The 13,029-nt window shown below is 59.3% G+C and carries 9 protein-coding genes; 7 read left to right on the top strand and 2 right to left on the bottom strand.

What is annotated here, in order from left to right; all coding sequences use genetic code 11:
* Nucleotides 1–11: 11 nt before the first annotated feature.
* On the bottom strand, nucleotides 12–3,581 hold the full coding sequence (locus G5S37_RS20725) for an SdrD B-like domain-containing protein (protein ID WP_165206347.1): 3,570 nt from the start codon (nucleotides 3,579–3,581) through the stop codon (nucleotides 12–14).
* A gap of 127 nt (nucleotides 3,582–3,708) precedes the next feature.
* On the opposite strand from G5S37_RS20725, the gene G5S37_RS20720 reads away from it, so the two are divergent.
* The 4 genes from G5S37_RS20720 (at nucleotide 3,709) to G5S37_RS20705 (ending at nucleotide 8,605) form a co-directional block, all read left to right on the top strand.
* Nucleotides 3,709–3,939 carry a helix-turn-helix domain-containing protein gene (locus tag G5S37_RS20720; protein ID WP_165206346.1) on the top strand — a complete coding sequence of 77 codons (231 nt, stop codon included), beginning with the start codon at nucleotides 3,709–3,711 and terminating at the stop codon, nucleotides 3,937–3,939.
* Between the two features lie 76 nt (nucleotides 3,940–4,015).
* A complete protein-coding gene (locus G5S37_RS20715; protein ID WP_165206345.1) occupies nucleotides 4,016–5,068 on the top strand; it encodes a hypothetical protein in 1,053 nt (350 codons plus the stop codon).
* Nucleotides 5,065–6,621, top strand: coding sequence for a phage/plasmid primase, P4 family (locus tag G5S37_RS20710; protein ID WP_165206344.1), 1,557 nt, complete (start codon nucleotides 5,065–5,067; stop codon nucleotides 6,619–6,621). Before G5S37_RS20715 ends, G5S37_RS20710 begins: the two co-directional genes overlap by 4 nt.
* 913 nt (nucleotides 6,622–7,534) lie before the next feature.
* Nucleotides 7,535–8,605, top strand: coding sequence for a hypothetical protein (locus tag G5S37_RS20705; RefSeq protein WP_165206343.1), 1,071 nt, complete (start codon nucleotides 7,535–7,537; stop codon nucleotides 8,603–8,605).
* A 19-nt stretch (nucleotides 8,606–8,624) separates the two neighbouring features.
* Here the strand turns inward: G5S37_RS20705 and G5S37_RS20700 are convergent, their stop codons facing one another.
* On the bottom strand, nucleotides 8,625–9,536 hold the full coding sequence (locus tag G5S37_RS20700; protein ID WP_165206342.1) for an SOS response-associated peptidase family protein: 912 nt from the start codon (nucleotides 9,534–9,536) through the stop codon (nucleotides 8,625–8,627).
* 239 nt (nucleotides 9,537–9,775) lie between these two features.
* Between G5S37_RS20700 and G5S37_RS20695 the strand changes: the two genes are divergently transcribed.
* From G5S37_RS20695 to G5S37_RS20685, 3 genes are read left to right on the top strand one after another with little or no spacing between them, the layout of a single operon-like run.
* On the top strand, nucleotides 9,776–10,198 hold the full coding sequence (locus G5S37_RS20695; protein ID WP_206026080.1) for a hypothetical protein: 423 nt from the start codon (nucleotides 9,776–9,778) through the stop codon (nucleotides 10,196–10,198).
* Between the two features lie 14 nt (nucleotides 10,199–10,212).
* Nucleotides 10,213–12,090 carry a preprotein translocase subunit SecA gene (locus tag G5S37_RS20690; protein ID WP_165206340.1) on the top strand — a complete coding sequence of 626 codons (1,878 nt, stop codon included), beginning with the start codon at nucleotides 10,213–10,215 and terminating at the stop codon, nucleotides 12,088–12,090.
* Between the two features lie 45 nt (nucleotides 12,091–12,135).
* Nucleotides 12,136–12,900, top strand: coding sequence for an efflux RND transporter periplasmic adaptor subunit (locus G5S37_RS20685; RefSeq protein WP_165206339.1), 765 nt, complete (start codon nucleotides 12,136–12,138; stop codon nucleotides 12,898–12,900).
* Nucleotides 12,901–13,029 lie beyond the last annotated feature (129 nt).

The following is a 13,029-nucleotide window of genomic DNA, read 5'->3' as shown; positions in this document are numbered from 1 at the left end:
GAGGCCCTGCCTCAATACCCGGATGCCACACCACCGGCGGGCAGCATCTCGCTGCCATACTTCGCTGCGCCGAGTTGCAACGGGTTGCTCAAGTCGAGGCCGCCGAGCAAGGGTGCACCTTCACTGAACGTCTGACCAACGTCCGAGGAGAGGGAGACGAACTGACCGGGATTCAGTCCCACGGGCGCATAGTAAACGCGCAGGTTCTTGCCCAACCCCGAGCCGAAGGCATAGGGGACGTTCGTCTGCGTCACGCGCACACTCGTGGGAGTATCCAGCAGCGTGGAGGAGGGGAAGTTCGCAATCCAGTTGCCTCCGGCATCCGCCAGCACCGTGGTATGTCCCACGCGCGAGCCGTACGCGCCGTAGAGCTCGACCACCAGCGTGGCTCCTGGATTCGCCGAACCGGTGTAGATGGGTGCGAGGGGCAGCACCGGGAAGCGTAGGCTCTCGGAAGGAAGCTGGAAGAGTCCCGGAGCACGGAAGGAATCGGGACGGATGGAGAAGTTGTTGAACGCGTCGAACGCAAATGGAATCGGCTCATCTCCGTCGCCATCGTCTGGCGAAGGCCCTGGAGGCTTGGGCTTCGGTGGAATGATGATGCGATGCTCACCGAAGAGGTAGAGCTCGGCGTTGTCTCCCTGATCCAGCACGATGGAGCCGATGAAGTCATTGCCCACGGTGCCGCCTTTGGTACCCGCCGTATCGATGCCATCGTTGTATCCAGCAGGTTGTACTTCGAAGAGGTTGTACGTGCCGGGCCTCAAGCGGTCGAAGAGGAACTGTCCCAGCGCATTGGTCACCGTGGTGCGGGACACGGCATTGCCGAGGTCATCTACGCCTGTGATAAGAATGGTCACACCCGGGATGCCAGGCTCGCCGGGTTCCAGCACACCGTTGTTGTTCCGGTCGTCGTACACATAGCCGGAGATGCTGGCGGGCCGCAGTTCGCCGAAGTCATTTTCCGTCCCGTTCACATTCTCCGTGAGCGTGAAGGTGAAGCGGTCATTGAGGGCGATGCCACCTTGCGTGCCCAGTGAGTCCTTGCCATCGAGCAGTTGCTCAGGCTGCACCTCGGTGAGCACATACGCGCCAGGACGGAGATTGGTGAACTCGTAGTGGCCGAGGAAGTTTGTCGTCGTGACGAGGCTCACCACATTGCCGAGGTCATCGATGCCGGTGAGCCGGATTTCCACACCTGGCACGGGCACTTCCAGCAGGTCGTGGACGCCATCATTGTTGGCATCGATAAACACATGACCGCTGATGGAGGATGGCCGCAGCTCTCCGAAGTTGTTGTCGGTGGAATTGTTGTTTGCGATGGAGAAGCTCACCGCGATGCGGTCATTGAGAAGCCCCAGCGAGGCGCCATTCGTGCCGGGCGTGTCGATGCCATCGAGAAAGCCTGCAGGCTGCGTTTCCTCAATCACGTAGTCTCCGGGACGGAGATTGGTGAATGAGTAAGCGCCTGTGCCGTCCGTGGTGGCGAAAAGCTCCACCGCATTTCCCAGGTCATCCGTGCCCGTGAGTTTGACAGACACACTCGGGATGGGAGCTTCCCCCGGAGTATCATAGACTCCATCGTTATTGCTGTCGTTATAGACGAACCCACTGATGGAAGAGGGTGGCAGTTCGCCGAAGTTGTTGTTCACCCCCACGGTGCCGCTGGTGACGTTGACGTTGGAGAAGACATCGTTGCCCGTGGTACCGCCAGGCGTGCCGATGGTATCCTTGCCATCCAGATAGGTGGCGGGCTGAGTTTCCGTGATGACGTACTGACCGGGGCGTAGTCCTGTGAAGAGGTAGTTGCCGTTGGCGTCAGTGGTGACGGTGGTTGTCGTGTCGATTGTGTTCCCACGGTCATCGGTGCCGGTGAGACGGACAATCACATCCGGGATACCGTTTTCACCGCTATCGATGGCACCATTGTTGTTCAGGTCCTCATACACCGTGCCCGCGAGGGTGGAGGGGATAAGTTCACCGAAATTATTGCCCACACTCTGGTTGCCGCTCACCAGGAAGATATTTCCGATGGTATTGCTGTCCGTGGTGTTGTTCACCGTGCCGCCGGTGCTGCCGACGGTCTCCTTGCCATCAAGGTAGTCGATTGGGAAAGCAGGCGTGACTGGCTGCGTTTCGTTCAGCACGTAGCTTCCGGGACGCAGGTCGTTGAAGATGTAGGCGCCGGTGGCATCCGTGAATGCGGTCAAATTCACGCCGCCGAGGTCATCTGTCCCGGTGAGCACCACTTCCACACCCGCCAGCGGTGTTTCCCCCGCGTCGAAGATGCCGTCGTTATCGGCGTCCACATATACAAACCCCCGCAGGGTGGCAGGCACCAGTTCGCCGAAGTTGTTGTTCACCCCATTGAAGTTCTCGCTGAGGTTGATGTTGGTGAAGACATCATTGCCCGGGCTGCCCCCAGGCGTGCCGATGGTATCCTTTCCATCCAGATAAGCGGTGGGCTGGGTTTCCGTGATGACATATTCTCCCGGCAGGAGTGCATTGAAATGGTAGGCTCCCGAGGCGTCGGTAAGGACGGAGGCGCTGACCACATTGCCGAGATAGTCCGTGCCGGAAAGTGCCACCGTCACTCCGGCGATGGGAGCCTCCCCGGGATTGAAGGTGCCGTTGTTGTTGGCGTCGTGATAGACAAAGCCGGAGAGACTGGAGGGACGCAACTCGCCGAAGTTGTAATCGATGCCGTTGTCACCGGCGGTCACGTCGATGTTCTCAATGGTATCGCTGTCCGGAACAACGACGTCTCCACCGAGCGTGCCTGCGGTATCCACGCCATCCAGATAGCCTGAAGGCTGGTTTTCCGTGATGGTGTACGTGCCCGGCCTGAGTCCCACAAAGACGTAGACACCTCCGATGCCTGTCACCGTCGTGAGCGAGACAGGTTGACTGGCTGCATCCGTCCCGGTGAGGGTGACGACCACTCCCTCGATTCCAATGTCTCCCGAACTGTATGTCTGGGAAGCATCCACATCGACATAGACGATGCCAGAGATGCTGGCGCTCTGCACCTCACCGAAGTTGTAGTCGATCCCTGCTTGGCTTTGCTGCTCGGGGATGACGATGTTGGTAATGTCGTTGCTGTTTACGGCATTGGACACCACGCCTCCGAAGGGAGTGCCTGCGGTCTCCAGGGCATCCACATAGAGAGTGGGTTGGGTCTCCGTGACGGCGTAGGTGCCCGCAGAGACATTCGTGAAAGTGTAGCTGCCATTGATATCCGTGGTCGTCGTCCGGTTGATGGTGTTGCCATTGAGGTCCGTGCCGGTGAGCGTGAGTGTCACGCCCGGGATGAAGGTGTCCCCGGCCGAGAAATCTCCACTCAAGTCCAGGTCCACATAAACCACGCCCGAGATGGAGTTGGCATTGATCACCACGCGCTCCGTGTCCTGCGCATCATCCGTATTCTGGTCGAAGATCTCGTTCTCTTCGACTGCGCCATAGTCGCGATCCTCAGAGCCATCTGAGCCGGGAGCGCCACCGGTGAGGATGATGTTTGGGTCCTCGGTGGGCAGGGTGTCCCAGTAGATTTTCGCGGTATTCTCCAGGATGGTGCCTCCCACGTTGGCGGCGGGCGGCCCTGACCCTGGGATTTTTTCGTCGGAGAAGCGCAAAATTTGTGGACTGGTGGAGCTTCGGAGTTAAGGTGTATAGTCACCGAGAAACGGTGGTGGCTACTTCCTACAAGCGATGACAACGACGACGGAGGAAAAGACGGAACCGAGGGAGCTGCTGACCACAGCACAGGCACGGGCGCGGCTTGGGTTCAGTGAGCAGCAGCTCGCCAGACTGCGGGTTGCCAGACGCATCAGCTACTTCAAACGAGGAGGACGCATCCTGTATGCGCCTGAGGAGGTGGAGCGCGTACTGCGTGAGTCTGAAGTGCCTGCACTCAGACCGGTGGTGGACGTGAAGAGTTAAGCTGAAGACGAAGACGCTTTCAGGGCGGAGCTATGTCCGCATGGGTATATCCATTTATATCACGCTATCCTATTCTATGGAGTTTCGATGGAAGGTGAAGGAGAGGGCGCGCACGTACATCTCGCGCATGGAGGACTCGGTGCAGGGGGAGGGAGGGAGCGCGGCCATGTTCAAGGTGGCCGTGGTGCTCATGCGGGGATTCTCCCTGAGCGAGGCGGAGGGCATGGAACTGCTCGCTGAGTGGAATGAGACGCACGCACGCCCACGATGGTCCCCGACGGAGATGCGGCACAAGATTGCGGATGGAGCGAAGGCGGACAGGCCAGAGGGATACCTGCTGCGTGCCAATTCTCATGAGCAAGCTCCTTCCTACAAACCAAAGACACCTCCGAGAGTAGAGCCACGAAGGTCTGCCAGAGAGCGCACACCCACGTGGCCCGCCTTCTCCCCACTCACGGATGACGACCGCGACCGCATCGCCATTCTGCGCAAGGTACCCGCTGCCGCTGTGGAAGTGGTGAGACGAGCAGGCCTGCTGGGCAAGGCGCACTACGAAGGGCACGACTGCTTCATCATGGGTGAGGGGAAGTTTGCCCAGGCACGCCGGTTCGATGGCGGCTTGCTCCCTGTGCAGGGCGGTAGGCAGCAGAGCAAGGCCAAGAACCTCCCCGGCTCCGAGGGAGCCTTTATTGGGCGCAAGTGGGCCGTGGGCAGCAAGTGCCCCGTGCTGCTCGTGGAGGGCGTGATTGGTCTGGTGGAGGCCATCGCCGCGCTCATGATGGCGCGGGATGCGCTGGACTGGACCTGCCTCGCGGCGGTGAGTGCGTCATCGAGATTTGCGCGGGACCCGTACCTCTTGCACGCGTTGGCCGGGAGGAGGGTGCACATCGTTCCGGATGCTGGTACCACCGGGTGGGAGAGTGCAGGGGCGTGGCTGAACGAGTTGGAGAAGGCAGGAGCACACGTGCAAGTGGAGCCCGTGCCGCTGCCCGTCGCCTGCAAGGACCTCGGAGACGTGGTGTCCCGGGTGTATCAGAACGCATCACCAGATGATGACATCCACTTCCAGGGCTGCGTACAGCGCGCTCCGGACGACTTGCGCGAGTACCTCAAAGATATTTTCTCATGATGACGCCTCCGCCCGACCCCAATAATCCCCGCGACCTGCGCAACACGCGTGCCTATCGACGAGGGAAAGACAACGAGCGCCGCACACGCGAAGAGCAAATGACCCTCGCCGAGCCGGTGCAGGTGACTGAGGAGGATGACGGAGCCGTGACCGTGCTCGCCGTGACTCCCGTAGATGGCATCTACAACGACAATCGCAATGCCCTGGAGTTCCTCAGCCGCCATCATGCAGACGTGCGCTACTGCTGGTGCCGGAAGCAGTGGGTCGAGTGGAACGGCACCTCTTGGGAACTGGACCCCGGCGCAGGCATGCAGGAGCGGGCGAAGTATTTCTCGGAGGACATCCTCCGGCAAGCCGCCGAGTGCAGCTACCCCATGGAGGGGAAGGAACTCATGAAGCGCGGTCGCGACCTGGGAAATCTCGCAGAGATGAAGGCCATGCTGGTTGCCGCCAGCTCCGACCCCCGCGTGAGCCTGCGCACCATGGGCATGTGGGATGCCGACCCCTTCCTGCTCGGCGTGGAGAATGGCGTGCTGGACCTGCAGAAGTGCGAGTTCCACCCGCCGCAGCGTGGCCTCATGATGACCAAGTCTGCCCGCGTCGCCTATGACGCCGCCGCCACGTGCCCGAAGTGGGAGGCCTTTGTGGAGCAGATACTGCCGGACCCGCAGGTGCGGCACTTCATGCAGGTGAGCGCAGGCTACTGGCTCACGGGCGACGCTGGCGCGCAGTGCTTCTGGTTCCTCTACGGCTCCGGTTCGAATGGCAAGACCACATTTCTGGAAACGCTCTTCCACCTCTGCGGCGGCTACGGACAGAAGGCCGGCGGCATGCTCGCGGACAAGCCCATGGATAACAATACCCTCGGCGAACTCGCAGGCCTGCCCGGTGCCCGCCTCCTCGTGGGCTCCGAAGTCTCCGACGGCATGCGGCTCAATGAATCCCTCGTGAAGGACATCACCGGCGGAGAAAGCATCAAGGCCCGCTTCCTCTACAAGCCCTTCTTCCTGTTCCGCCCGAGCTGCAAGCTCGTCATGTTCGGCAATCACCGCCCCACCATCTCCGGCACCGACGGCGGCATGTGGCGACGCGTCCGCCTCGTCCCCTTCACCACCGTCGTCCCAGCAGAACAACGCAATGAAAACCTGCCGAAGGAACTGCTGACGGAGCTGCCCGGTATTTTAAACTGGTGCCTGCGCGGCCTGGCGGAGTGGCATGCGAATGGCTGCAAGCTGCCCATGCCCGATCCCGTGAAGAACGCCACGGAGGGGTATCGGGAGGACTCGGATGTGTTGGGGGAGTTTTTGGGGGAGTATACCGAGAAGGTCGAAGACAAACGGGCCAAGGTGCTGCTGAAGGAACTCTTCAAGAAGTACGAAACTTGGTGTGAGGAGAGCGGCAGGAAGTGGAACATGAGCAGCCAGGCCCTTCGCTTGAGATTGGTAGAGCGAGGATTTGAGAGCAAGCACACCAACCAAGGTTGCGTGGTCTTCCGCCTCCAATTCAGGAACAAGCCGGAAGAAGAATGCCCCTTCGACTCATCCGAAGAGTGAGGAAGTGAGGAAGTGAGGGATTCACAGGGAAGTCCCTACACTATTTTCCCCTCCGGACTTTGTTGAAAATGCCTCACCTCGTCACCTCCTCACTATCGCCTGCTGCATGGAAGACAAATCACCTTGTGCGTGGAGTAACATGGGGGCATGATGTGTTGTGATGAAGACTCTGCAAGTCAGCGAGCAATTGTTCAAAGCGTATCCCCTTGAGGCTGGCTATGGGTTCACCTGGACTCTGGCTTCTAGACTGGGACAAATGCTCAGATTGGCCGAAGAGAATTTTGGACCCCGGGACAAAGAGTATACCTTCTTAGGGATTGAGTTTCGAGATGCCTCCCCTCAAACTTGGTACCCAGGTGGACGAAAAGACGTGGTGATTCAGCTTGGCGTCGTCTGTGCAAATGATCCTCTCAGGGCCCTCTGGCAGCTAGCGCATGAGTGTGTACACCTCCTATCGCCGACAGGTGGGTTTCATTCCACTACCCTCGAAGAGGGGCTGGCCACCATATTCTCCGAGGAATATTTCCGACCTTGGGGTCCAACTCAATACGAGTGGGCTAAGAGTGGCGCCACAGCGGCCTACAGAATGGCAGCGAATGCTGCCGGTGAACTCCTTGCCCTTGATGCTTCGTGCATCCGGACCATAAGAGAGGAACAGCCGCGATTCGATTTGATGGATGCAGAGTTGATTCTGAGGCATGTTCCGACCTGTGAACGAGTGCTTGCTAAAAAACTAACTTGTCCGTGGAAATTGGTGGGTTCGGACGGCTCGCTTCCTCAGGAATATATAAGTGAGAGCGAATGATATTGTTCCTGCATCTCCGGTCTAGCATTGGCACGGTAAGTTCGTGAATTGTACGCGCAAGATGGAAACCTTTTTCGCCATTGAGAAGAGCAAACGCAACTATCACTCATGACTAGCCAAACTGCCAGAGCAATCGAGCATCTGCGTAGCGCATTGTCGCACCTCCCGACTGCGGCAATGGATCTCGAATCTATTCGCAACCAGGGTATTGATCCTAGCGAATTTGCGCGCGCTCTTCCGCTCATCAACGCTATCCGGAGGATTCAGGAATATCTCGTCCGATTCGAGAACGAAGTATCTTTTGCGAAGCTCTCGGACGCCCCTAAACATCATGACTTGGAAATAGCGCGGGATATCGAGTGGATCTCAAATCTGGTGCACCAAATTCGTGAAAAGATTGAAGTGCAAAAAGGATCAACGCAGAAGGGACGCTACGCGGAATCCTCCGTCAGAGGTCTTATTGATCAAGTGGAAGACAAGTATCGGGACATCTTCAAGTACATGCAGTACTTTGAACCAGGGGAGGCTGGCGACATTCCTCAGGTGAATCCCCTGCAGGAACAACTGAATCGCGAATCTAAGGAGTTAGTAGCGAAGCTGCAGGAAACCTACAAGGCGTCGTTGGCAGCGAAAATTGCGGATGATAACCTGAGGACGTTGCGGGATACCATTGAAGAACATCGCAAACAGGCAGATAAGTGGCTTGCATGGCTTATCCGTTGCTTGCTTGCGACTGTTTTAATGTTGTTAGCGCTGACTTTCATGATGGGTCGAGTAGACACCACGGAACAAATCATCGCGGCGCAAATTTCGGCGGCGGCGACCGGACAGAACACGCCAGTCTTCACAGACTTCTCTATTGCGCATGCAATCACGCAAATTGTCTCCAAATTGGTGTTGGTGTCGTTTGCACTTGGTTGTTGTGTGATTTGCTCTCGTAATTATCAGGCGCACATTCACAATGTAATTGTGAACAAACAGAGGGAGGTTGCCTGGGAGTCTTTTAAAGACCTCTACAACTCCATCGAGGCGGGCGACCAGACCGCAAAACAGCAATTGGTGATGGAAGCCGCGCAAGCAATTTTCGCACACGGTAGCACGGGATTTTTGTCAAAAGGCGCCAACGAATTTGCCGCACTCGCGTCGGTCGTGGGAGAAGTCGTAAACAAAGCGAAGTGAAAGTTGCGCCCTCTTGCCACTACCCTACCTGCCCACGACCCCTCTCCTTCCTCCACTTCTCCGCCCGCGCCGCATCTTCATCCTGCAACGGCAGGGCCCACATCTCCATGTCCTCGGCGGCGGGGTTGGGACGGAAGTCCAGATAGCCATGCTGCTGCAGGCGAGCCAGCACGTTCGCGGCACGGCCCACGTTCACGGCAGACTCCGCAGCGAACTCTGCGGGGCAGACGAACTGCCTGCGATGCACAATGGACAGCGCCGTCTGATAACTGGGCTTCCACCAGGGCAAGGGCTCGCTGAAGTCATCTGCGATGACGAGATGCCGCATCAAGGGGCGCACGGGATGCGTAAGCAGCTTCAGCTTCCGCGTCTGCTTGGTGAGGACCTCAATCAGTTCACACACCTCCTCGTACGGAAGTGTGTCAGACAGCCAGAGTGACCACATCTCACGCGGCACCAGAAGCGGCATACGATGATGCAGCCAGAGGGAGCCGGACCCTGCCGGCGCCGTGAGCATGCTGAATGCCTCACGTGCCTGACTCCACGCCGGATGCCAGCGGGAGGTCCACAAGCCAGCGCAGGCCAGCGCACTCTTGTCCGTGGGCTGAACCAGTACGGGGTCCAATCCCCGTGACGTCGTGCGGAACATGTCCAACCACCCGCTCATGGGGATGAGGCACCTCCCGTGCACCACGGTGCCACGATGTTGGTTCGTGTTCTCGGACTTCGTATTGATGACCTTCCTGTCCGCGATCTCGATGCCCCATCGCATACTGCAACACTCCACGGGCGCACCCTTCACCTTCCTCCGAAACACGGGCTCCGCGTCATTCGCTGCAATCGCATTCGCGTCCTGGTAGAAGGCGCACAGAGGGGCGATGTCAGCGAAGCTGGCGAAGTGTTCTTTCGTGAGGCGGTAGCGCTCCGGCATGCCCTGTGATGCATCCGGGCAAGTCGCGCCTCAAGTAGAAAAAGTGTTCGTGTGAACAGTATTGTTGTATTAGCCTGATAGAAATCAAAGCCCCGACGTCCGCCAGCGGGCGCGTCATTCGTCATGCCATTGAACAGACCATCCTGCTAACACACTGACACGCCTGTCCGTGCTCCACGCCTACTACCTTGAGCCCTATGGCTTGCGTTGCTCGGCTCTCACGACAGCAGACCTCGCAGGTGAAAACAGCCATCGATACCGTGCTTCTCGAAGTGAGTATCAGCACCCGTGAAGTTGGCACCTCCTATCGTGAGACCCATGCGAAGTACGAGGCAGTGCAGGCTTTCACGGAAGACCTCGCCACCCTGGAAGCCCGCCGCGCGGTGCAGGACCTGCGTGATGAAGGACAAGTGGCTTCTTACCTGGATACCATGTTGGATGCGCAGGATCGCCGATCTCGCGCTGAGGAGGAATTCATTCGCTCAGCGGCAAACTACCAGATTGCCATCGTCAATCTCCAGCGGGCCAAGGGGCAGTTGCTCAACTATTCAGAGATATCCGTGGTGCGCAGTCGGGATGATGCCACGAATCTGCCTCAGCTCAACTTGGTGAAACGTCCCAAGGACGGTAAAGCCACCCAGGGCGTGAATGCCGGCAAGTAACCCTTTTGGGAATCATGTTCGCCGCCTTGGAGACGCTTGCCAGTCTGGCCAGGAGAGGACTGGGCGGCAGCGGCGCGACAGCTCTTCCACAGGTGCATCGATTGCAGGAGCAGCTTGCGCAGGAAACCGATGCGCAACTGAAGGAGCGTGCCGATGCGCTGCGCGAGCAGCCCCGGCGCCGTGTTCCCGAGGCCGTGGCCCTGATTACTGAGAGTGTGCGCCGCAGTCACGGGATCACCGCCTATGATGTGCAGTTGCTGGCCGGGCTTGCCCTGGCAGATGGCGCTCTCGTGGAGATGGCCACCGGTGAGGGCAAGACGCTTGTGGCGCTGCTGCCTGCATTCGTGTTTGGCTTGCAAGGACGCGGCGCACACGTGGCCACGGTGAATCCCTATCTGGCAGGGCGCGATGCCGAGTTTGCCCGACCGGTGTTTGAGCTTCTCGGACTCACGGTGGGATTGCTGCGTGAACGGGATGCGCCTTCTGCCAAGGCCGCGGCCTATGCGTGTGATGTGACTTATGGCGTGGGCGCGGAGTTTGGCTTCGACTACCTGCGTGATCAGATTGCCATCCGCAGCGCGGGACGCATCGAGCCGGAGTATCATGAAATCTTCCTGCGTCGCCTGCCGGAAGAGCCGGCACTCGCACAGCGCGGCCATGCCTTCGCCATCATTGATGAGGCGGACAGCGTGCTGCTGGATGAAGCGCGCAGCCCGCTCATCATCGCCATGGGAGGCAAGGCTCCCAATGCCACGCCCGAAGTCTATCGCCTCGCGGCAGAGGTGGCCCGCAGGTTGCGCGAGGGGGAGCACTATATGCGGGAGAGTTCACACGCGCGCCACACGCTCACTCCGGAAGGCGACCGCGTGGGCTGGCAGGGACTCACGGAAGCGGCGATGGGTCAGCTGCGTCGCTTCTGGTCGCAGTACCTGGAGAATGCACTTCACGCCCTGCATGGTCTGCGGCGGGATGTGCACTACATCGTGGCGGATGGAAAGGTGATGATCGTGGATGAGTTCACGGGCAGGCTGTGCCCAGACCGGAGCTGGCGCGACGGACTCCATCAGGCCGTGGAGGCGCATGCGGGAGTGGTCATCACGGAAGAAAATAATTCGGAGGCCACCATCTCACGCCCCGATTATTTCCAACTCTACGAACGCGTGTGTGGTCTGTCCGGCACGGTGGCGGAGGCTTCGTCGGAGCTGCGTACCAACTATCGACTCTCCACGGTGGTGGTCCCGTTGCACCGGCCATGCCGTCGCATGGTGCTGCCGGACCGTGTCTTCGCCACACGAGCCCAGCAGCATGCCGCGGCCGCGAGGGACATCGCACAACGCCATGTGACCGGGCAGCCAATGCTCATCGGCACACGCACGGTCGAGCATTGCGAAAAGTTGCTGAAGATGCTGGCACCGCTGGGGCTTCCCATTCGTGTGCTGAATGCGCGTCAGGATGCGGAAGAGGCTGCTGTCATCGCGCGCGCAGGCGAGCCCGGTGCGCTCACCGTGGCCACGAATCTCGCCGGACGCGGCGCGCATATTCCCGTGCCGGAGGAGAGTCTTCGGGTCGGTGGCTTGCACGTGCTTGGGTTGGAACGGCATGAAAGTGCGCGCATCGACCGGCAGCTCATCGGACGAGGTGCGCGACAGGGGCAGGTGGGCAGTGCGCAGTTCTTCCTCAGCTTGGAGGATGATTTGATTCGCTCACATGCACCCGAGCTTGCGGAGAGTCTCGCGAGCAAGTTTCGCAACCTCGCAGACGGTGAGTTGCCTGGTCGATACGCCGCACCCTTTCTGCGCATGCAGCGCAAGGTGGAAGCGCATGACCGTGCCACTCGGCGCGCACTCATCGCGCATCATTTGTGGCTGGATGAAATCAAGCAGGCGCTCTGATGCGATCAACCTCCATCCTTCATCCATCCAATCCAAAACAACACCATGGCCCGACGTGATGCATCATTGTGGAATCGATTCCGGCATCCACTTGGCTTGGTGAGCGCATGGTTGGTGTTGTTCGCGCTGCCCATCAGTCACGCAGGCGAGTCTGAGCCGGACATTCTCGGCTACACGGAGCCGTACAAGACCATCACGGTCTCCGCTGGTGAACAGGGCGTGATAGCCGAGATGCTGGTGGAGGAGGGCGCCCAGGTGAAGAAGGACCAGGTGCTCGCCCGTCTCGACAACGCCACGCTCCACGCAGACCTCGAGATCGCACGCGCCGAGGCCAAGCTGCAGGGCACGCGTTTGCAGAAACTCGACGAACTGGCAAAAGCAAACCGCGCCTCGCGGGATGAGCTGGAGCGCGCGCAGACGGACCTTACGGTGAAGGAAGCCCAGGTGCGCAAGATTGAAGCGCAAATTGAAGCCCGCACCATGCGCACCCCGGTGGATGGCGTGGTGATCGAAATCAAACGCGACCCCAGCGAGGCCGTCTCCGCAGCGAATCCACACGTGCTCACCGTGGTGCAGGTGGACAAGCTTCTGGTAAATCTTTTCCTCCCACCTTCACATGCAGCTGTCCTGCAGACAGGCTCCACGGTGAATCTGCTCTTGCTCGAAGGCCAACGCATCTCCGTTCCCGCGAAGGTGGAATTCATCAGCTCCGTCACTGACTCCGCCAGCGGCACTGTGCGCGTGAAGTTTGTGATCGACAACGCCAGCGGCACCTACCGGAGTGGTGTGCGGTGTACGCTGGAGAAGTGAAGCGTGCACGACCTTCGATTGGAACCCCGGAGCACGCGCTGCATCCCACGAGCTTAAATGAAACTATAGCCAGTTCGCATGGTGCCCTCGTGGCGGCATTCACTCCTTGTCTGCCTGTCAGAGAATGAA

It is taken from the genome of Roseimicrobium sp. ORNL1 (assembly GCF_011044495.1).
In the GTDB taxonomy this organism is placed as follows: Bacteria; Verrucomicrobiota; Verrucomicrobiia; order Verrucomicrobiales; family Verrucomicrobiaceae; genus Roseimicrobium.
The sequence above is the reverse complement of the archived record's forward strand: the minus strand, read 5'-3'. Positions and strand labels throughout refer to the sequence as shown.

Excerpts from the sequence above, each read along its gene's own strand:
- G5S37_RS20720 (WP_165206346.1), top strand. The coding sequence starts at position 3,709 with ATGACAACGACGACGGAGGAAAAGACGGAACCGAGGGAGCTGCTGACC.
- G5S37_RS20715 (WP_165206345.1), top strand. The coding sequence starts at position 4,016 with ATGGAGTTTCGATGGAAGGTGAAGGAGAGGGCGCGCACGTACATCTCG.
- G5S37_RS20710 (WP_165206344.1), top strand. The coding sequence starts at position 5,065 with ATGATGACGCCTCCGCCCGACCCCAATAATCCCCGCGACCTGCGCAAC.
- G5S37_RS20700 (WP_165206342.1), bottom strand. The coding sequence starts at position 9,536 with ATGCCGGAGCGCTACCGCCTCACGAAAGAACACTTCGCCAGCTTCGCT.
- G5S37_RS20685 (WP_165206339.1), top strand. The coding sequence starts at position 12,136 with ATGGCCCGACGTGATGCATCATTGTGGAATCGATTCCGGCATCCACTT.
- G5S37_RS20705 (WP_165206343.1), top strand. The coding sequence starts at position 7,535 with ATGACTAGCCAAACTGCCAGAGCAATCGAGCATCTGCGTAGCGCATTG.
- G5S37_RS20690 (WP_165206340.1), top strand. The coding sequence starts at position 10,213 with ATGTTCGCCGCCTTGGAGACGCTTGCCAGTCTGGCCAGGAGAGGACTG.